We start from the raw sequence: 22,077 nt of genomic DNA, 5'->3' as shown, positions 1-22,077 counted from the left end.
GGTCAACATCTTTTTGAAAAACAAAGCCCTCTTGATCGAGAGGGCTTTTGTTTCTACTTTATCGAATAGACTCTTCGTCATTTACTACAGTAGCCCGTTTTTCGTCTACCAACTGAGCTAATTTATGAATTGTGACAAATTCAAATAGCTCACGAATCGAGAACGCGACACAACATGTTTCACTGATCTGTGTTACGATTTGGGCGGCTTTCAGAGAATGGCCTCCCAGATCAAAGAAACTGTCCGTTACACTAATGTTTTCTGTCTTTAAAATCTCTTTCCAAATCGCCAAGATCTCTTCCTCTGTTTGACTTTCAGGTAAGATAAACTCCCGCTCGTGAAAGATGGTGTAGGGCTCTGGCAACGCGTTTTTATCCATTTTACCGCTTGTCATAAGGGGCATTTGAGTTACGAAAACGTATTGCTGAGGAACCATATAATCAGGCATAAATTGTTTTAAGAAGCGTTCCAATTGACTAGAGTCAACATAATCCCAAGCATTTGCTGAATCAAGTGGGTGCTCCACCCAAACGCTCGGATCCCAGTACTCTCCGATTCCTTCTTCCAAGTCAATCCGGACAGGTGCTAGAGCTTTCTCTACCTTATAAGATCCACTTTTTTCAAAGGTAGTACCCGCCCATCTTTGCCAATCTGCAACACTTGCCTTAACATACTGGGACTTATGCGCAATCTGAAGGATTTTTCCTCCCACACGCTCATGCGAACGCAACCAGTTATCCACTGGGTATCCATCTTCCCGCCGCAGCTCACAATAGGAAGCAAAATCGAGATCTGGGTACTCATTTTTACCTGTTGGGCGAACGGGAACAATCAAACGTTGTAATCCATGCCCATGAGCAAGCATTTTAAACGCTTTTACTACTAATGTGGCAAGTCCCTTTCCTTGGCATTCTTTATCCACCACTCCCGCGAGAACAAGTAGCGTATTCGGTTTCTGACCTTTTTTGGCATCCGTAAATCCTTTTATTAAAGCCTCATCCCAGCCTTGTGGTAGATGCTCCTGAGTTCCATCCCAGTAAATCGGAATCGCATTCCCAACCGCTACCACCTTCCCTAAGCCATCGACCAGAGCGAGTTGGTATTCGGCAAACTGAGTAAAAATCTGTGGCCAGTATTCCCGCAGGACTTCTTCTCCAGTAAAGTATTCGGGCCATGCCGTAAAATGAAGCTCGTTCATTCGGTCTTGTAGAGTAGGGATTTGCGAAAGGGTATATAACTTTAGCCCTTCCCCATCCATTTGAAGAACAGGACTCTCCGATTTCATCTCCACATAAGCCACAAGTCCATCCATTCGTTCATCTTTCCTATGAATGACTGCACACTTACTTACATACTCGTGTGAAGCTAGCCAACTCTCTACTTCTTCTAGCTCGACCCGGTTCCCTCGCACTTTTACTTGATGATCGATACGACCTAAGTAGATGATATTTCCATCTTCTAAATACTTCGCAACATCACCTGTTTTATATAATCGGGCGTCTGCATCCGAATTAAACGGATTAGGTACAAAGCACTGATCCGTCATGGCTGGATCATGGAGATACCCGCGTGCAAGCCCCGGAGAAGCGATATAGATTTCACCAGGCACTCCAACTGGTACCGGATTCATATATTCATCGAGCACATACACTTTCACATTGTGAATCGGTCTACCGATCGGAACCACGTTTCCTGAAAAAGGCTCCTCACAATCAAAGGTAATCGCATCTACCGTTATTTCCGTCGGTCCATAGTGGTTACTTAGATGACAAGAAAACTGACTCTTAAATTGATCACATAATTCGCGGGTAAGTAGAGCCCCTCCACAAATTACATAACGAAGGGATGGCAATTCTCCAAAATCTCCATTTTTCCTTGCCGTTACAAATGCTTCTAATAGAACAGGCACAAACTGAAGAATCGTGATCTGATGTTTCTCTACCAATTTCCCAATAGAAGCTGGATTTTTACGCTCCTCAGGCTCAGGAATCACTACCTTCGCACCTTGCGTCAGAGGCCACAATATTTCAAGTAGCGATGCATCAAACGTATAAGGGGTCATAAACAACGTTGCATCTGAATCAGAAAGTGGATACTTGCTTTGACTCCATTCAAATAGATTGATTACACCGCGATGCTCGATTTCGATTCCTTTTGGCATGCCTGTCGTACCAGAAGTAAATAAAACATAGGCTAACATGCTAGAGGATACTGAAAGATTTAGATTCGTATTCGGTTGCTTATCGATTAGCGGACCATCCACATCCAGTTTGATAATGGTACCTTGAAATGCTAGATCGCCCCTCACATATTGGCTCTCTGTAATGATCACATCAATCCCTGCACGTTCAATAATCATCTGCTGGCGACTTATCGGTACTTCTGGGCTAAGTGGTACATATACAGCTCCTGCTTTTAACACAGCGATCAATGACACCATCATGTTACTGGATGGTTCAAACGTAATGCCTACCTTATGTTCTGGTTTGACCCCAAGCTGTGTGATCCAATTAGCTAAGCGATTAGCCTGCTCATTTAGCTCACGATAACTGAGCGTGAGCCCATTCCCATTACATAGGATGGCTGGATTTTCAGGTTTCTTCGCAGCTTGTCTCTCTATCATTTCATGAAGACAGATCGCATCATCGTGGTAGGTCTTCTCTGTCCGATTCCACTCGCTCATCTGTTTCTTCTCTACTTCTGATACCAGTACATACTCTTGAAGCTGTTTTCTTGGCGCATTAACAACCTGCTCCACAAGCCATAGAAACTGTTGTGAAATCCGCTCTGCTGTTGATTTCGTAAACAAATCCGAGTTGTAGTTGAGATTGATTTCAAGCCCACTCTCTAATTCATCAAAAACAAAGGTTAAGTCGAAGCGGGAATTTCTCTCGATGAAATCATACACCCGAAAATTACACTGCAATTCCTCAAACTGAATATGATCCATCAATCGTTGTTTGTTATTTTGTAAGCCGTACATCACAGAAAACAATTTCGTTCGCGACAAGTCTACTTCTGCCTCAATCTGCTCAATGATAAAATTACTCGGATATGCATGATGATCATATGCCTCAATCGAGGTTTGCTTACTATGTGCAAGCAACTGTTCAAAGGTCATATCGGGTTCAATCTTGCAACGTAATGGGAGAGCTGTAGCAAACAAACCTAGCATATTTTCTAGCTTCACATCATCGCGATTGAGAATGGGTGAGCCTACCACAAAATCACGTTGCCCACTTAAACGATGCAACTGCAAATTTAATACAGTAAGCAAAAGCATATTCAACGTAATATCGTTCTGTTGACAAAAATCAGCCATTTGCTTCTGGAGACTTTGATCAAACCTTCCTAGAATCGTTCCCCCATTAAATGTAACCATAGGCGGTCTAGGATAATCTGTGGGCAAATCAAGACCTGGGGGCACACTCGAAATCTGTTTTAACCAATATTTACGTTGATTCTCCAGGTGTCCTTCCCTAACCAATCGATTCATCCACTGTACATAATCCGTATAATCAACCTCAAGCGATGGTAGATCTGGCTCTCTTCCTGTGACATATGCATTATACAGCTCGTTAAATTCTTTCATTAGGTTCATCGAGGATGTTTCATCCCAGATGATATGGTGGCTAGCAAACATATATAAGAACTGTTTACTTGGAAGCTCGACCAACTTAGTGGAAAATAGAGGACCTTTCTCAAAATCAAATATTTGATTCGCATGTGCCTCAGCAAGCTCCTTGATAACCTCGGGAAGCTTATCTTCTGGTACATGGGTATGATCTTCATAGAGATCACAAAGCTTCATTTCTCTACTCGGAGCTATGATTTGCAGAGGAACTCCATTCTTGTTTTTAAAGGTAGTACGTAGCACTGCATGACGCGAGATAAGAGTTTGCCATACCTTTTCAAACGCCTGTAAGTCCATATCACCATAAAACATTAAATCGAAACTAGTATTATAAAATGGATTATTTGGCTCGAAATGGTGCATATACCACTCAGGTAGCTGTACAGGGGCTAACTCATATTCTTCTTGCCTAGGCATGCGTTGCAAAGAAAGATCACGTTTCTCTTCTGAGTCACTCATTTTCGCAACCTCTGTATCAATTACATCCGCTAACTCACTTAGCACTGGAGTAATAAAGATCTGTTGCAAAGTCATCTTAATCTGGAATAGATCACGGATCCGGTTGATTACTTTTACGGCACTAATCGAGTGTCCGCCCAGATGGAAGAAGTTATCATGGACATCGATCTGCTTTAATTCAAGAATGTCCTGCCAGATCAATGCAAGGTCTATCTCGGTTTTCGTGTCTAGCCCCGATACTCCCTGTTTATCTCCTTCGTCAATCTCCCACTCTCTTAAAGCATGACGATCTATCTTTTCACTCGTTAAGAGAGGCATACTCTCAATCCTCGTTGTGAGCGCAGGCACCATATAATAGGGTAAAATCCCTCGTAGATATTCTTGTAAATCACTCGTATCAAGTAACTGTTTGCTCGTATAGAAAGCCACTAACGTATTATCCCCGGCCTCTGTCTGCTTCACGATAACCGCTACCTCATCCACTTGCGGATGGTTACCAATCGCACTCTCGATCTCACCTAGTTCAATCCGAAAGCCGCGCACCTTCACCTGAAAGTCGATGCGACTAAAAAACTCAAGCGATCCATCCGGCAACCAGCGACCTAGATCTCCTGTTCGATAAGCCTGTTCTTCTGTCCAATCCTCTGCAAACGGATTCGAAATAAATTTTTCTTTTGTCAGCTCTTCATTCTTCCAATACCCATTGCCCACTCCAATTCCACTAATCCAAATCTCACCTTTAACTCCTACCGGCGCTAAATGATGATATTGATCTACCACATATAAAGTCATATTGGGTAATGGTTGTCCGATTGGAATACGTTGTTGCTCTGCATCTATCGCACCAGCCATCACATGCTGTGTTACATCGTCCGAGCATTCCGTAGGGCCATAAGCATTAATTAATTTAATGGTTGGATACATATCAAACCAGCTATTTACTAGTTTAATAGGTAACTCTTCACCATTGGCAATCATCCAGCGTAGCAAAGGCAATTGTCGGCTTGCTTTCGTTAAACCTTTGACTGTATCAAGGAATGCAAACAGGAGTGAAGGAACCGTTTCTACTACCGTCACCCCTTCGTTTTGCAAGTGCTCAAACAATAAAGATTGGTCACGAGAAACGTCAAACGAAGCAATCGAGGTTTTCGCTCCTACTAATAAAGCAACGAGGGACTGCCAAACAGAGACATCGAAGCTGATAGAAGCATTTTGTACCACGACATCCTCTGCCCCTAGGTTTAAGCTAGTAACCTTCGAATAAAGATGATTGATCATGCCGTCATGGCGTACAAGTGCTCCCTTTGGTTTACCTGTAGAACCGGATGTATAAATCATGTAAGCAAGATCTACCGATGTGTTAATGGGATTGAGATTATCAGAACTGTACTGGTCTAGATCATTCTTCGTATAGAACCCCTGTTGGTTCGAATATTCCTTCGCTTCATCCAAGCAAATCATGGTTTGCGTAGCCTGATCGGTCTGTAGCGATAATAATCGTTCCACAAAAGCATTCTGGGTAACGATTGCTTTTGATTCGCTATTTTGTAAGATATACGTAATCCGTTCATCTGGAAGATTTGGATCAATCGGAACGTAAGCAGCTCCGCTCTTAAAAATCGCCAACATGCTCGTAATCCAATCGAGATTTCGTTCACTTACCACTGCCACAAATTGATTAACTCCTATCCCTTGTGCGCGAAGTAAGCGTGCCATGCGATTCGCTCGTTCATTTAGTTCCTGGTATGATAATTCTTCTCCTTCAAATCTCACAGCAATACGATCTGGTGTTTTAGCCACCTGTTCCTCAAACAAAGTTTGTACAGGAACATGAATCGGAAACTCTTCTTTATTCGGATGAAACTGCTTCAGGACTTGATTTTTTTCTTCTTCTAACAGCATGTCAATCTCACAAACTTTTTGTTCCGGCCTTTCTACGACTTGCGCAACTAACTGAATAAAATGCCGGCTTAAGCGTTCGATGGTTTCCTTTTGAAACAGCGACGTACCGTATTGGATATAACCATCTATCTTCCCTTCCGTCTGGAACAATTCGAAGACAAAGTCAAATCCCGAATACTGGATATGATCGAGCGACTTTTCAAAAGAAAGTTCAAGGTCTTTATCCACTTCGACCACTAACTGTTTATCTGTACGTAAGGTATGTAATTCAAATACAACATCAAATACTGGATTTCGACTTAGATTCCGTTCAATTCCTAACTCTTCCACGATGCGATCAAAAGGATATTCTTGATTCGCATATAACTCAATCACCGTTTGTTTGACTCGTTTCACAAAGTCCTGAAACAACTCACTTCCGTCTACTTCATTTCGCACAGGCAATGTATTAATAAAGCATCCCACAAGATCGGCTACTTCTGGATGAACTCGACCCGATAACGATGTCCCTACGATAATATCTTTGTTTCGTGTATATTTGGCGAGTAGAACTTGAAACGATGCTAATAGAAACATATATAGACTAACGTCTAGCTTCTCACACGTTTTCTTCAATTTCTCCATCAGCTCACCGTCGATTACAAGCGGAACGGTATCACCATAAAAATCTTGCATCGAGGGTCTTGAAAAGTCCAATGGAAAATTGAGATCAGGCAACTCCCCTGCCAAACGATCTAGCCAAAATTTCCGTTGCTCATCTACTTCGCCTCCTTCTAGCAATTCATTGTGCCAGTGTGCAAAATCACTATACTGAATGGCTAAAGGCGCTAATGGATTAGGCTGTTTATTTGCCAAAGCACGGTAAAGGGTGGCGAACTCGGACATGAAAATATCGATCGCCCAACCATCGGCAATGATGTGGTGTGCCACGAGGAGACACATATGCTCGGACTCGGACAACCTATATAAAGTGGCGCGAATGAGAGGTGCTTCGGTTAAAAGAAATGGTTTATTTAACTCACTAATCACTAACTCCTGTAGGGTTTTCTCCTGCTGAGACATCTCAACAGTGACTGCATCAAAATCAATGTCGGAATAGACTACTTGTATAGGAGCTCCATTTTCTTCACGAAAACAAGTGCGCAATATATCATGGCGATTTACGAGAGTGTTTATGACTTGATGAAAGACCTCTTTATCTAATTGCCCCTTTAGAGTAAATGCAGTAGATACATGCGACATCGCGTTTACCTTCGATGCTTGTACAAACTCCAGCTGTTCTGTAAACCAGAATCGCTTCTGCGTATGTGATAACTCATACTTACTGAGTGTGAGTTCCGTATGGATTGCCATAGTTTTCTCCCTCTTTATCTCTCATTTTTTCATTTTGAATAAATTTACTAATATTCCCTCTTATCAGAGATTTATGATCTACAAAAACACCTTACATATTGGTATAGATCATGGGCTTAATATCTCGATCATGAAACTCCTGTAATATCTCGTGCATGGCTTCCGTAGTCCTAGAAGCATATGGATTGAGAATCGATCCAATCATCGTGCCAGAGTGGGCGATGACCGTACCGCAAACTCCCTTCCGATGATTCAAACTCATGAAAAAATCAAAGTAATCTTTATAAAGCCTTTTCTGATTTATCTCAGCACTAATCGTAGAGATTCTACCAATTTCATCTAAATCTCTACGTGCAATGGCAACTCGAAGGTCCTCAAGTAATCGTTGGAATATCCTCCTTTCCGAATCGATATATTGAGGACTCTTACGATTATGTTGTATGGAATCAACGATCCCACCTGTATCTGCTGCTACAATCATCATCGGGGGCAATTCACCGAGCCTTCCGGCTAAACGTACCTCTCTATGATAAAAGGTGACACACCCTTCATACATGACACCATCACTCGGTTCGATTTGACGCATCACTTCCTCAATCACACTTGGAGTGATAGGAAGACTCAGATATTTAGAAACAGCTCGAATACTTGCGACGATATCTGCAGACGAACTCGCCAATCCTTTCCCCTCTGGTATTTCACTCTGTACCATTAGAAGACCACCCAAGTGTAGGTCAAAACGGCGTAACAAGTACTCGATTGCCACTCTCACTTTCTTCTTATTAGAAGGATAAACACTTATCTCCTTCGTATTTGGATCAGGTAAAAAGGTGGCTTTGGAGTGTAGAGAGATGGGGAGAGTAACGAGAAAATGATTCCCATCAGGTAGCTCCCCCTGTAACAATTCTCCAAAAGTACCTCTTGCCCAATCCACACACAAGGGAGTGCAACTCGCGATCGCTTCCGGCATAACCTAATTTTCCTCTCTAACTTTGTGTGGATAGAACCATGCGATGAATCAACTGCTCCCTTTTACAAGATGCCATCCGTATTTGCTGAGAAACATCATCCAGTTGATCTTTTACTTGTCCTAATGAATCCATACAGTATGAAATATGCTCATTCACCGGTTTCTCACCAGGACCCATCCCATAAAATCGATCTTGCGATAGAAATGATAATGTCGGACTCATCTTAATATCAAACTTTTGATTTACTAGATTGACGAAAGCCTCATGATCATCTCCGATCAACGGAATGATTTCCCCGAGATAATGGTGAGACTCTCTAAACGAGATTGAGTGTTCACGGAATAAATACTCGGCTACATCACTTAGGTAGGAATAGGTTTCCATCAGATGCTTCTTAGCAGATTCCTCATTAATGGCTAACCCATTTAACAGGATGCTGGTCATATTCATTATGTTCGTTAGCTTTGAAATCATCTCACAAGAATGATCTGTACTAATCCCCGAAACCTCAAATGAGTTCGAGAATGGAGTCTTATGTACCGAAAAGGTAAGTGTATCTTTTATCGCTAGTAACTCATCTATCCGGGCTTTCACCCATTCCAGTAGATACGGATTCTTTTTTTGTGGCATTGCGGAAGATCCACCACAAAGTTGATCAGGTAAGGAACATAGCGAAAACTCCATCGAAGACCAGATTTGCAAATCTTGAATCAATCGACTAAGAGTTAGCCCAATGAAGGAACATTCACTAGCGACACGCAAATTCAGATCCCTACTACTAACAGCCGCAATTGAATTCCGATATCTCGTTCTAAAACCTAGTAATTCAGCGGTAATATCGGCATGGATGGGAAGCGTTGTTCCTCCTCCCGAACAAGCTCCTAAAGGTGACTTCATACTCCATTCAAGGAGGCTAGTCAACTGATTGGTGTGATCTAGGAGACTTTCCACGACTGCCATAAGATAGTGCCCAAATGTCCCAGGCAATGCCGTTTGATACTGGCTATAGATCGGAAAGACTGTGTTTGTATGCTTCCTAGCTAGCAACGTCATCGAAGACATCAATCTCCAAAGAGTTTCCATCAATTCGAGCCCATGATCCCGGATAAAAAGATGATTCATCGCGGCGTTCATATCATTTCGAGATCGAGCCAACTGCAAGTTGCCTCCTAACCTCTCCCCAAGCTGGGATATCATATAACTTTCATAGGTTAAATATAGGCCCCTTGGAGTTGGGAGACTAAGAACGCTTTCAAAATCACACTCGCGTAATCTCTGAATTTCTTTTAAAACAGGAATCACATCATCATGTGGTAGAATTCCGCTTTCTAGAAGCATAATCTGATGTGCTTCATCTATGTCACAGATCAAGCGAATCTCTTCTAAGCTTGTCCTGCGTTTCTCTGCTTTCATAACCGCTTGTGCATAAGGGTGGAGTGTCGAACTCAACCTACCTGTATTCTCTAAAAAATGAAGAGTATAATCTGCTAATGATGGATCCTTTATTTCTCGATAAACAGCTTCTATCCTACATAACCAACTTTTTGCAACCTGCTCACATTCCTTGGTATCCGAGCCTGCTACAATCACACATGCAATGCGATCCTTAAAATCTCCTGATAAAGTGATTCGATCTCCACTTTTTTTCAATAGTAGGATCTCATGATCCAGCTGATCAGCATGGTCTCCTTTCTTTACGGCTATTTCCTTGACCTCTCCCTTACCTTCTGCGAGCTTAAATCGAATAACGCCTCTATGAAGAAACGTAAATCCTGCCATCATCTCTTCAAACTCATCACCCTTATTTAGATGTAAAAGCAGACAAAGCCGGATCATATTGATATTGGTACACTTGTTCATTAAAACCGGAATCATCCCACCTGCTAATCGAGGATTGATCTCAATAATCTTCACAGAATGCTGCTTCACGCGGATTTCAACATGGGAAGCTCCCATCAGATAACCAACTTCATCAAGCGCTTCGCGTACAGTACAGCGAATCTTTTCAGCCTCGTCACCATTCAAATTAGCTGGAAAATCGTGACCTGTTTCAATAAAATACGGTTCCTCACCCAGATATTTTTTTGTAATCCCCATCACATGATGGTCACCATTTAGGGATAGAACTTCTACCGAGAACTCCTCGCCATCCATATACTCCTGAATAATAAATTCGTCCTGGTCTGTCTCATTCGCATAGACTGCCAATTGATCAGAATCCTGAATAAAGCGCACTCCTTGACTACCTGATCCTTTCAGTGGCTTCACGACAAAAGGGTATGGCATGAAATCATAGGCTGTATTTGCTAATACAGTTGAACGTAAGACACGGATCGCTTTCGGACATAATTCTTTCTTACTTAGCATTTCATATAATTCAAGTTTGTTTCGACAGATTGAGATCGCCTCTGGTCGATTCCATACCAACCCCAAACGCATATTGATCTGATTCACAATCTCTACATAAAATTCGCTTGTTGAAAATACAAGATCAACATTCGGAACCCCTTCGACCATACGCATAATTTCATCGGAATTTTCTGTGTTTAATTGAACATAGCTGACCGGATATTTCTCTATATACGGATATTTAAATGGATCTTTTGATAGGAAAAATATATTGTATCCCATCATCAGAGCTTCTTTCAGAAAAAGCTCACCCGTTCCCGTGGTATTACTTTCCACAAAGACAATCGATCTAGCGTCCATAAATCAACCCCCCTATAAAGCCGGTTTTCGATTCCATTTCATAAAAGCCCAGTTATGGGAACTGCATGATACATCCCACGGACCCTTACATTCCTGTGGTTCTATCAACTGATTGCTTGGTAGGAGAAGATCATTCCTCTGTAGCCAATCATCATTATAAATCGTCTCCATATAGCGAACGCCATCATCAGGACCAATAAACACAAAGGTCTCATCTGGTGAATTCCTTGAAAGAAATTCTGCAACACCATAGCATGCTCCTGTCGTCCCCCCGGCGTATATAGCATGTTTTTTATGTAAATTTCGGGTCCAAGAATATGCTAATCGCGCACTCACCCAGTGAACTTCATCATAAAGGTGATGTTGTAAGTTTTTAGGAATTACACTGTTCCCCAATCCCCGTAGTGCTCTTTTCGAATCAGTTAATCCAAATAAAACACTACCAAATGTATCTACTGCAATCATTTTCGCATCCGGATTTTGAGTTCGAAGGGCTTTCATAGTACCACTCGTTGACCCACCTGATCCCACAGCACCTACAAGTGAAATCTGGGTACCGATTTTCTCAGCAATCAAATCCGCAATCATACCATACGACTGCAGATTGTCAGGATTATCATATTGATTGCACCAAAAGGCATTTTTATTTTCCGCTACGATTCTTCTCACAATTTCTAGGCGCTTTGATTGATAATTCCCTTGCTCGTCTGGCTCTTCCACAACCAGTACATTAGCTCCTAAGTCTTCTAATCGAGCTTTTAAATTTTTATCTAAGGCCGGATCGCTTACAATCATCAATTTCAACTTAAAATGATGACATACCAAAGCAAGCCCTAGCGCAAATGTACCACTCGAAGTATCTACCACCAATGAATCTTGTTTCATTTCTCCACGTTCCATTGCACGGCTCACAATATGTAATGCTGGTAATACCTTCATCACTTTAAATTGAACAAGGAACAGATTATCACGCACTCTATATAGATGAGGGTGGATCAGTTCTTCATATGGAGAATCAAATGGTGTATACTTCAACTTCATTTCCATAATATACACACTCCTATAACAATGCATTATTTTATATTTATATTGATTTGGCAAATCATTTTGTTTGAACAGATTACATTACATTATTATTTAAATTCTGTATATCAACTATTCAATACTTTAACATAACAAAATCATTCTTCCTAGACATGTATATATATTTTTTACATATTGTACACATTTATAAAAAAACAAAATAGTTCATAAAAAATTAATATAACAGCAGATGAGACATTGCGTTTATAAATCTGAAAAGGCCCTTTCAACTATTTTTCTTCACGAATCCGCGTTTGCTCCTACCAATCTATAAAATCCTACATATCTATATAGAGAGACTGAGAGGAGGGTAATCAATTTGAAAAAAACATATTTTGATCCCGTATCGGTTAGAGTACTTGAGCTAAATCGTAGTTTCTTTAATCTATCTCCTAGGCCCAATCATACTATTTTCATGAATGCGACGGCCGCCAGAAGACTCGGAATTTCACGCAATACTACTCACATTAAACTACGACTAGGAAGTGCAACATTTCATTTTAGATTTGTTTTATTCACTTTTCCAGGAGAATCACGTAGCGCCGTACGCTTTACAGCAAGAACCTTAGATCGATTTAATTTAAACGCAGGTCAACTCTATCCAATGACCTATGACTCAAAGAGAAATGAATTAACCATCATTCGTGGATTACTATAAACTTTAAACGAAACTAAATAACTATAGAAAGGCCTAGAGCCACACGCGATCATGCATGTGGTTCTAGGCTTATATTTACATTCCCTCAGGATCCCAGGGCAATATAGCTACTCACAGCTTAAATAGCCTTACGAGGATGTGGGATGTCCGTAGCTCCTAGTACAAACCTAGAAAATCTTAGTAGTCCAGTTTTCACAATTCCACACATCTGTTACGACATCCTGATAAAACTCAGGTTCGTGACAGATGATGAGAAGGCTCCCCTTATACTCTTTCAAGGCCCGTTTTAATTCGTCTTTCGCATCTACATCTAAGTGGTTGGTAGGCTCGTCTAAGATTAGAAGGTTCGTAGGACTATTGATTAACTTACACAAGCGAACCTTCGCCTTCTCTCCTCCACTCAGCACTTCCACTTTACTCTCGATGTGCTTGGTAGTAAGTCCGCATCTGGCTAATGCAGCTCTTATTTCAAATTGAGTAAACGAAGGAAACTCCTGCCACACTTCTTCGATACAAGTATTATAATTCGCTTTCTTGATTTCTTGCTCAAAATAGCCAATCTCCAAGTAGTCTCCTAACTCAACAGAACCGCCTAGAGATGGGATTTGTCCTAAAATACTTTTCAGTAGAGTCGTTTTCCCGATCCCATTGGCTCCGACCAACGCAATTTTTTGTCCTCGTTCCATGGAGAGATCTAAAGGCCGGGATAACGGTTCATCGTAACCAATTACAAGGTCTTTCGCTTCAAAAATCATCCGACCCGATGTACGAGCACCTTTGAAATCGAAGTGCGGCTTCGGCTTCTCAGGAGCTAGCTCAATTTTCTCCATCTTGTCTAACTTCTTCTGACGAGACATCGCCATGTTACGCGTCGAGACACGTGCTTTATTTCGTTGTACAAAATCCTGTAGGTCAGAAATTTCTTGTTGTTGCTTCTTAAACGCGGATTCTAGCTGTGCCTGTTTCGCCTCATAGATCATAACGAAGTTATCGTAATCACCTACATAACGATTCAGCTCCTGATTCCCCATATGATAAATGACATTGATGACACTATTGAGAAATGGAATATCATGCGATATTAGAATAAATGCATTCTCATATTCTTGAAGATATCGCTTCAACCATGTAATGTGTTGCTCGTCTAGATAGTTGGTAGGCTCGTCTAATAGAAGAATATCTGGCTTTTCGAGTAGCAGTTTGGCTAGAAGAACCTTTGTCCGTTGTCCACCACTCAAATCATGCACATCACGATCCAATCCAATGTCATCTAAGCCCAGACCACGCGCGATCTCCGTTACTTTTGCATCGATCACATAGAAATCATTGTTGGTAAGTAGGTCTTGAATCACACCTACGTCTTCGAGTAATGCCTCTAATTCCTCAGGCGTACACTCTCCCATTCTCTCATAAGACTGATTCATCTTCGTTTCTAAATCAAATAGATAGGAAAAAGCCTCTTTCAACACATCACGAATCGTGAGTCCTTTCGTGAGAGCTGCATGCTGATCTAGGTAACCTACACGCACATTATTCGCCCAAGCCACATCCCCTGCATCTGGCTCCAGTTTACGAGTGATGATGTTCATAAACGTCGATTTTCCTTCTCCGTTCGCACCTATCAATCCGACGTGCTCTCCTTTTAACAAACGGAAGGACACGTTATTAAAAATCGCACGATCACCAAATCCGTGGCTTAAGTTTTTTACTGTTAAAATGCTCATGGCGTTTACACCTTTTTCTATACGAAGTTTCTTGTTTGGATTTACCTTTTTACTCTATCAGAATAGAATAACCCAAGTAAGCGGTATTTTCAAAAATACACGCTTACTTGGGTTTGATGTGAGCTTATGCTTATGAAGGAATGACCAAGCGGATCGTTCTGCTCAAGGGTTGGTATATGGGTATGGCTGTTAGTGAACCAGATATTGGATGAACATGTTCCAGGGCAATGTATCTACCCACAACTCAAATAGTGAGCCTGCAAGGATGTGGAAAAGCAAGTCCGCTCCGTCCTTCGTAGCTAAGCAGGCTCACTAACCTCGCAGTGGTCAGACACATTGCCCCTATCCCATGCACACCTACTGGTTTATTAACAAGCTGATTGAGTCTGGTTTGGACGTTGGCAACACGCTTAGGCATCCCCCCGAATTTAGAAATACTTAGGTCAAGGGAGATGCCTATTCGTTTACAGACGATGTTAGCAATTCTCTTAACTTAGTCATAGTATGAGGCGCTTTTGATTCATGATCCAACAGGCTGAACCCCATCCTCCGACTTTGGAAAAATTTCAGGAGGGGGAGATGGCTGTTCGATTACGGGCGATGTTAGCAATCCTACTTAGCGTAGTCATCCGTAGCACGGGGCGCTTTTGGTGCAACATGTCTGAGCGTACTTTGCGAGTTTTGCACCTGCCCCGGCGAAGGATGACGGAGCGGACTTGCTTTTCACATCCTTGTAGGATTGCTATTGAGCAGTAATCGAACAGACTCTCCCCCGCTCCCGATTATCCAACCAGCCACTACTAACTCTACCTACTGCCCATCCGAAGACAACTCCCGAAACTTCTCATACAGCTTCTCCCTCGAAACAATCCTCTGAACAAACTCTCCTTCACCCACTACCCCATGTCCATGAGAAGCCGTTACTCTACAAACAACTCGACGTTCTGTCAAATCAACAACCTCTGCTTCAAACACGACTTCCACCCCAATCGGAGCCGGTAAACAGTGCTTCACTTGAACTTCCGCACCAATCCCCTCTTCTCCCTCATCTAAGTATGGCTCAATGATCAACCGCCCCACCCATTCCATATGGTAGACCATCGCCACAGTGGATAAAACTGGGTGAATCAAGCGCCCATCGAAAGAAGCCGTCATTTCCGGAGAGACTGTAATCTGCATCGATTTCGTATTCCCTTTTTCCAAACCTGATTTCATGTAATATCATCTCGCTGCCTTTACCTTTATAGTTGAAATGGATTTAACGGTTTTGAACCTGTATAAGATAAAACACTCTTGGTTTCCAAATATAATTCAAGGGATTCGGTAGCCAATTCTCTCCCAAATCCGGATTGTTTGTATCCCCCAAATGGAAGCCCCGGGAAGGTAGAGAATGGATTATTCACCATCAAAACCCCTGCTTTTAACTGCGAAGTAACGCGATGTGCTTTCGCGTGATCCGTTGTCCAGACAGCCGCTGCTAGGCCGTAATGGCTATCGTTGGCCAACTGAATCGCTTCCTGCTCCGTTGCAAACTTCTGAATCACGACCACAGGGCCAAAAATCTCTTCTTGCACCACTTTCATCTGCGAAGTAACATCTACAATCACCGTCGGCTCATACCAATACCCTTGGGCAAATGATTCCCCTTCCGGTGTTCGCCCTCCGCAAAGTACAGTAGCCCCTTCGACAATTGCTGATTTCACATAAGAGTCTACCACTTCCCACTGTTCCCGGGAAATAATCGATCCTACATGGCTAGCCTGATTCCATAAATCCCCGATTCGCAACTGCTTCGTCTTCTCTACAAACTGCTCCACAAACTGCTCATAGATTTCCTCTTGAACGAGCAGACGAGAACGTGCTTCACAAGATTGCCCTGTATTGTAGTAGATGCCGTAAATGGAACCATGGATCGCTCCCTCCAGATCCGCATCAGCAAATACAATGTTAGGAGACTTACCGCCTAACTCAAGAGTTACTCGTTTGAGTGTCTGGGAAGCTTTTGCCATAATATCTTTCCCTGTGCTGGTTTCACCTGTAAAGGCAACTTTATCAACACCAGGGTGCTCTACGAGGTAGGAGCCAACATCCGCACCGCTTCCGGTAATCACATTCAACACGCCTTTTGGCACGCCTGCTTCATGACAGATCTCGGCTAGTGCATAAGCAGTGAGAGGCGTAAGACTAGCAGGCTTTAGAATAATCGTACATCCAGCCGCCAAAGCAGGGGCCACTTTCCATGCTGCCATCATCAGAGGATAGTTCCAAGGGATGATCTGTGCACAAACTCCCACAGGCTCTTTTACGCTATAGTGAAAAAAGCCCTTGGGAACCGATTTCGTAGCACCTTGAATCGTCGTAATCGCACCCGCGTACAGCTCAAAGTCTTCAATAGCTTGATAAACTTGACCCTTCGCCGCCGATACCGTTTTCCCTGTGTTTAACACTTCTAGTTGTACTAAATCAGAGAGCCGTTCCCGCATAATGCTCGCAATCTTAAACAAAATTTGGCTTCTCTTGCTAGCTGGCCAAGTAGCCCATTTCCCCTTCTCTAACGCTTCCCGCGCTACCATAACCGCTTGATCGACATCCTCTTTCGTCGCTTTGGCAACATGGGTGATCACATCTCCGGTTGCAGGGTTCGTAATAGGGAATGTCTCTCCATGCTGTCCTGGCACGGCTTCACCATTAATCCATAGAGAATACTTCTTACCAATCTGAGCGGAATCGACTGCCATCCCATTTCCTCCTTCATCCTTTTATGCTCTGTACAATCATCGAAACTCCCTGCCCCACTCCAATGCACATCGTAGCTAACCCATACGCCCCAGCCTGAGACTCTCGCGCTAACTGATGAATTAATGTGGTAACAATCCGTGCACCACTGGCACCAAGCGGATGTCCTAAAGCGATGGACCCTCCTAGTGGATTGACACGTTCAAAGGGGATTTGTAGCTCCCTGATACAAGCAATCGCTTGGGCGGCAAATGCTTCATTCACCTCAAACCAATTGATATCTTGAACCCGTAATCCTGCTTTCTGTAAAGCTTTTTGAGTAGCAGGAACAGGCCCAATCCCCATCACATCCGGATGAACACCAGCCACAGCCGATTGCACGAAACGGGCCATCGGACGAAATCCATGCCGAAGAGCATACTCCTTTTCCATCAACAGCAAAACAGATGCACCATCATTAATCCCAGCCGAATTTCCAGCTGTTACGGTTCCCCCTTCTAGAAAAACAGTCTTCAGGGTCGACAATCGGTCGATTGAGGTATCTGGACGCACTTGTTCGTCTGAATTCATCCATTTATCCACTTTTTCTCCCTTTTTCTTCATGAGAATGGGGACAATCTGACTCGCAAATCGTTCCTCTTTCCATGCCTCCGTCGCTTTCTGGTGGCTCAGGTACGCAAATTCATCTTGTTCCTGTCGCGAAACGCGGTATCGTTCAGCTACATTCTCCGCCGTTTCCCCCATACTATAGGGATAAAATCGCTCCTCCATCTTCGGGTTCGTAAACCGCCATCCGAGCGTAGAATCCACTAAACTCTGATTCCCGCGCATCATTCCCTCAGTTGGCTTCAACATCACCCAAGGCGCGCGGGACATACTCTCCACTCCACCCGCTATGACCACTTGTCCCGCACCCACCTGAATCAAATGCGCCGCTTGAATAATCGCTTCCATCCCTGAACCACACAGCCGGTTTACAGTGGTACCCGGAACCTCGTAAGGAAGGCCTGCCAACAAAGAAGCCATTCGGGCAACATTGCGATTATCCTCACCCGCTTGATTGGCACACCCCAAGATCACATCGGCTACATCAAAAAGATCTAATTCTGGATTTCTCTCCAATACTGCTTGGATGACATAAGCAGCTAAATCGTCCGCCCGAACGGTAGAAAGGCTACCACGTGCTTTGCCAATCGGGGAGCGAACCGCATCTACTATGACCACTTCATGCATCAGAAAGCATCTTCGATCTTCGTTCTGGACGATCGGCAAAACAGTGTGAATCTCGCCTCATCTCTTGCGGGCCATAGCTGTAGAAGCCTTGCTCTGCCTCGACACCGATAAACTGGGCATACATCATCTTCCGAAGCAACGGTGCTGGTCGATAGCGATCTTCTCCGTACTCACGCTGTAACCCTTCTAAAACAGCATAAAGATGATGAATTCCAACCTGATCCGCCCATTGAAGGGGGCCTTGTGGATGGTTTAACCCTTTTTGCATCGCTAGATCGATATCAGTCGCCTTCGCAACCCCTTCCGATAGAGCAAACGATGCTTCATTGACTAGCAGTGCTAACGTTCGCGCAAATACAAGACCCGGTTGATCTCCTACAATCTCCACTTCCTTTCCGATCTGTTTCCAGAATGAAAGAAGTTTATGATTGGGCCGAAGGGATTGAATCGGAAAGCAAATCTCCACGCATGTCATCGTTGGCATCAAAAGAGGAGAGAAACCAACAAGTCTCTCCGGATAAAATAACCACGAAGCAATTTCGGTCGCCGTTCGATGTAGGACCGAGGTAAAAATAGGGGTCTGTTGCGTAACTCGTGTCTCTACTTGTTGTAGCAGTTGTCTTTTCTCTTGATTCAATCCTATTTCCAAATCGAAAACCGCAATCACTTCATTAGGCGAAAACACTTGGTCGAGGGTCTTGGTCTTCACACCTTGCTGATTTAAATACAAATCTATTTCTTCTACTAACTTTCCTCTCCCTACCAGTAGAACGAATTCATTCATAGATGTAATGCCCCTTTCCTGACTTCCGACCCAACTTCCCACTCTCAACCAAAGCTCGCTGCTCTGGATGAGGGCGGAAACGAGGATCATAGTGGAAGCCTTCATAAACAGAATGAGAGGCTGAATAATTGATATCAATACCGATCAAGTCCTGTAGTTCAAAGGGACCCATCGGAAACCCAGCTGAACGGAGAATACGGTCCACTTGATTCTTATCTGCCGAGCCTTCCCCTACAATGCGGTAAGCCTCTAAATGGAATGGACGCGCCACCCGATTCACAATAAATCCAGGGGTATCCAAAACGTGAATCGGTTCTTTGCCCATCGACTGTAGCCAGCTCATCGCCTGCTGAATTAATTCCAAGGGTGTATGAGCAGACTCTACTACCTCTACCAACGGTAATCGCCAGACTGGATTGAAAAAATGCAGGCCAATCACTCGCTCTGGGTGTTTTAATCTGCTAGAAATAGAGGTAACGGATAAAGAAGAAGTGTTTGTTGCAAGCACTGTATCAGCTGGCATAAGAGAATCTAATTGATGAAAAAGGTTTCTCTTCATCAATAAATCCTCTGGCACAGCCTCAAGAATCAAATCACAATCGGACAAATCTTGCAGAGAGTCCACTAACACCAATCTCTCTTGCATCGACTCTACTTCAAATAAGGTTTTCTTCCCTTTCTCTGCCAGCTTCCACCATCGCTCTTCTAACCATTCACGGGCGCTGATACGACTTTTTTTGCAGTTATCAAACGCTTTCACTTGATAGCCCGCGGTGATCAACATGTCGATAATGCCTCTTCCCATCGTACCAGTACCGATTACAGCAGGAGATCTCCATATCTGTTCGGTCACATTAAGCGTCCCCTTTCACATCTCCTACAATCATCGTTACAAGATTCCCAGCAAAGCTCATCACGTCCTTCGCCGCCGCCCTTCCCTCTGGAGACTTCATCGCCGCATCGAGAGCTTCTTTCGATGCAAAATATAGATCGGCTTGCAAATAATAGGGAGGGTGGTCACCCATAGGAGTCTCGGTAAACCGAGTCACTTCCATTTTTAATAAAGCCGGCATTTTTCTTGCCAGCGGTAAATGCCCCTCAAAGTATCTCGTCTCAAACTCTTGGACCTCTTCCGGTTGACGGTATAAAGCGGTTAGTTTTACCATGTTATCTCCTCTTTCTCTCATTATTAAATAGGCTTCATTGCTTCAAAGGGCTCTTTGCAAGAGCGACAATAGTAAATCGAACGGCATGCAGTAGAACCAAACAAATTAACCAAACTCGTTCCACTTGATTGGCAATAAGGACACTCCACCTGATCCAAACCATCCATAGCAGGAGTCGCCAGACCGAAACCAGCTAACTTTTCTTTCCCAATCGGCGAAATCCGCTCACTGCTCCATAACGGATCTCGTATAAACTCTACAAACACCTCATCCATATCCGGTTCTTGCAAAAGCCTTTCTCGAATCGAACTCCTGATCATCTCTAGAGCAGGGCATCCAAGAAAGGTAGGCATGACCTCCACCCAAATCGTTCGATCTTCAACCGTAATCTGATGGACCATCCCCATCTCTACTATGCTTATGACGGGAATTTCCGGATCTTTCACTTCATCCAAGATTTGATGAAATCGCTCCTTTTTTTGCTTACCATTGTGCGTTTGGGTCAAATCGGATCACCTCTGTCATATTCTCTAACACAGAGGCTAACGCCGGAGAATGTTGTCCCATTCGCCCCTTAGATATTTGCTTAGAAAAAATTAGCTTTCTCTCTGATAAATCAGACATATCTCTCCAAAGCTCTTCGTATCGACTATAAAACTCGCTTCTCATCTCCTCAGATGACTTGGTCAAAATCCCCCATGAAAAGAGATCAGTTTCGTATAAACCCATATCCAATAAATCATCAAGATCTTGCTCCACGAGCTCCATTGCGTTCTTCATCCGCTCTCGCGCTTCTCCCCCGCACTTCGTTAACCGGGCAAACCAATGTTGAAAGTGAATGAGGTGGTAATACTCTTCTCGCTTCATCTTTTTTGCCCCATGCGCTAATGGGACATAACGCGATTCCACCATAGCATCGAGCCTAATTTGATCCCACAAATCATACAGATAATGGCGCACAATCGTATAAGCCCAATCGCCATTTTCCCGCTCCACTAGAAGCGAATTCTTTCGCTCGTGTGCCAGGCGTTGAAAGGCTAGATCATCAGCGCTCACGCCTTCTAACTCCTGAATCAATTCATAGTAAAATACCGCATGCCCCACTTCATCCTGCGCAATCGAGCTAAATGCCACATCCTCTTCCACCGTAGGGCACAATCCCAACCACTCTGAATCTCGATGCCCGATTATAAACTCATCATCCGCTAACTGGGTTAACCAATCTACCAAGATCATGCGCTGTTGCCCTGTTAATAGCTCAGGTGCTAGGGAGTTCATCTCATGACTCATGGCTTTCCTCCCTATGGAGGTCATGTTTAGACTGCTTTTTCTGTTCGACGTATCGAACAATCTCCTCCAATGTGATCTCTTTTTCCTTAAACATTCTCCACAAACGGCCGTTTTCTGTATAACCTGAAACTTCGCGATAAGATCGATCCATCTCTCTTGCATGGAAATCGTCTTCTTCCGCTGAGTAGATGTGTGTCCGTGGTACCACCCAAATCTGAAGAATCTGTTCCCGACGGGTAAAATTCTCCCTTGCTAATTGAAGCGCTAATTCATTTGTAGGAGCTAGTAAACTACCCACATGCATCATGGGATCTAGATGATCTCTTTGCACAAATACTTCATAGACACCAGAAGGTTCCGTTTGCTTTTCCATCG

The 22,077-nt window shown here is 43.3% G+C and carries 16 protein-coding genes; 2 read left to right on the top strand and 14 right to left on the bottom strand.

Annotated elements, in window-relative coordinates; translation table 11 throughout:
• Positions 1–58: 58 nt before the first annotated feature.
• The 4 genes from EDD57_RS07755 to EDD57_RS07740 all read right to left on the bottom strand — a co-directional run bounded on the left by EDD57_RS07755 (position 59) and on the right by EDD57_RS07740 (position 12,075).
• Entirely contained in the window at positions 59–7,348 is a 7,290-nt protein-coding gene (locus EDD57_RS07755) for a non-ribosomal peptide synthetase (RefSeq protein ID WP_131848887.1), read from the bottom strand.
• A 91-nt stretch (positions 7,349–7,439) separates the two neighbouring features.
• Positions 7,440–8,318: a GHMP family kinase ATP-binding protein gene (locus tag EDD57_RS07750; RefSeq protein WP_131848886.1), complete on the bottom strand. Its 879-nt coding sequence runs from the start codon at positions 8,316–8,318 to the stop codon at positions 7,440–7,442.
• Positions 8,319–8,334: 16 nt separating this feature from the next.
• Positions 8,335–11,028 carry a lyase family protein gene (locus tag EDD57_RS07745; protein WP_131848885.1) on the bottom strand — a complete coding sequence of 898 codons (2,694 nt, stop codon included), beginning with the start codon at positions 11,026–11,028 and terminating at the stop codon, positions 8,335–8,337.
• Positions 11,029–11,040: 12 nt separating this feature from the next.
• Complete coding sequence (locus EDD57_RS07740; RefSeq protein WP_165873713.1) at positions 11,041–12,075, bottom strand: pyridoxal-phosphate dependent enzyme; 1,035 nt, start codon at positions 12,073–12,075, stop codon at positions 11,041–11,043.
• 355 nt (positions 12,076–12,430) lie between these two features.
• Between EDD57_RS07740 and EDD57_RS07735 the strand changes: the two genes are divergently transcribed.
• Positions 12,431–12,769 (top strand): hypothetical protein, encoded by a 339-nt coding sequence (locus EDD57_RS07735; RefSeq protein WP_131848883.1) that lies wholly within the window; start codon positions 12,431–12,433, stop codon positions 12,767–12,769.
• A gap of 167 nt (positions 12,770–12,936) precedes the next feature.
• On the opposite strand, the gene EDD57_RS07730 is transcribed toward EDD57_RS07735, so the two are convergent.
• The gene (locus tag EDD57_RS07730) at positions 12,937–14,493 is read right to left on the bottom strand and encodes an ABC-F family ATP-binding cassette domain-containing protein (protein WP_131848882.1); all 1,557 of its coding nucleotides are present in this window, start codon (positions 14,491–14,493) and stop codon (positions 12,937–12,939) included.
• 579 nt (positions 14,494–15,072) lie between these two features.
• Here EDD57_RS07730 and EDD57_RS14380 point away from each other — a divergent pair.
• Entirely contained in the window at positions 15,073–15,249 is a 177-nt protein-coding gene (locus tag EDD57_RS14380) for a hypothetical protein (protein WP_165873712.1), read from the top strand.
• 54 nt (positions 15,250–15,303) lie between these two features.
• Here EDD57_RS14380 and EDD57_RS07725 read toward each other — a convergent pair whose 3' ends face one another.
• Genes EDD57_RS07725 through EDD57_RS07685 form a run of 9 tightly spaced genes read right to left on the bottom strand, consistent with a single transcriptional unit; the run spans position 15,304 to position 22,075 of the window.
• On the bottom strand, positions 15,304–15,708 hold the full coding sequence (locus EDD57_RS07725) for a thioesterase family protein (RefSeq protein ID WP_131848881.1): 405 nt from the start codon (positions 15,706–15,708) through the stop codon (positions 15,304–15,306).
• A gap of 26 nt (positions 15,709–15,734) precedes the next feature.
• Positions 15,735–17,231, bottom strand: a complete 1,497-nt coding sequence (locus tag EDD57_RS07720; RefSeq protein ID WP_131848880.1) for an aldehyde dehydrogenase family protein — start codon at positions 17,229–17,231, stop codon at positions 15,735–15,737.
• A gap of 13 nt (positions 17,232–17,244) precedes the next feature.
• Positions 17,245–18,462 (bottom strand): thiolase family protein, encoded by a 1,218-nt coding sequence (locus EDD57_RS07715; protein ID WP_131848879.1) that lies wholly within the window; start codon positions 18,460–18,462, stop codon positions 17,245–17,247.
• Entirely contained in the window at positions 18,455–19,246 is a 792-nt protein-coding gene (locus EDD57_RS07710) for a 3-hydroxyacyl-CoA dehydrogenase family protein (RefSeq protein WP_165873711.1), read from the bottom strand. Before EDD57_RS07710 ends, EDD57_RS07715 begins: the two co-directional genes overlap by 8 nt.
• Positions 19,239–20,099: a 3-hydroxyacyl-CoA dehydrogenase NAD-binding domain-containing protein gene (locus EDD57_RS07705; protein ID WP_243649490.1), complete on the bottom strand. Its 861-nt coding sequence runs from the start codon at positions 20,097–20,099 to the stop codon at positions 19,239–19,241. Before EDD57_RS07705 ends, EDD57_RS07710 begins: the two co-directional genes overlap by 8 nt.
• A 1-nt stretch (position 20,100) precedes the next feature.
• Positions 20,101–20,412 (bottom strand): EthD family reductase, encoded by a 312-nt coding sequence (locus tag EDD57_RS07700; protein WP_131848877.1) that lies wholly within the window; start codon positions 20,410–20,412, stop codon positions 20,101–20,103.
• A 23-nt stretch (positions 20,413–20,435) separates the two neighbouring features.
• Positions 20,436–20,918, bottom strand: a complete 483-nt coding sequence (paaD, locus tag EDD57_RS07695; RefSeq protein WP_131848876.1) for a 1,2-phenylacetyl-CoA epoxidase subunit PaaD — start codon at positions 20,916–20,918, stop codon at positions 20,436–20,438.
• On the bottom strand, positions 20,896–21,702 hold the full coding sequence (paaC, locus tag EDD57_RS07690; RefSeq protein ID WP_243649489.1) for a 1,2-phenylacetyl-CoA epoxidase subunit PaaC: 807 nt from the start codon (positions 21,700–21,702) through the stop codon (positions 20,896–20,898). Before paaC ends, paaD begins: the two co-directional genes overlap by 23 nt.
• Complete coding sequence (locus EDD57_RS07685) at positions 21,692–22,075, bottom strand: phenylacetic acid degradation protein (RefSeq protein WP_131848875.1); 384 nt, start codon at positions 22,073–22,075, stop codon at positions 21,692–21,694. The genes paaC and EDD57_RS07685 overlap by 11 nt, the downstream gene beginning before the upstream one ends.
• Positions 22,076–22,077 lie beyond the last annotated feature (2 nt).

Source organism: Baia soyae (genome assembly GCF_004341445.1).
GTDB lineage: Bacteria > Bacillota > Bacilli > Thermoactinomycetales > Thermoactinomycetaceae > Baia > Baia soyae.
This window is presented reverse-complemented; position numbering and strand designations above follow the sequence as displayed.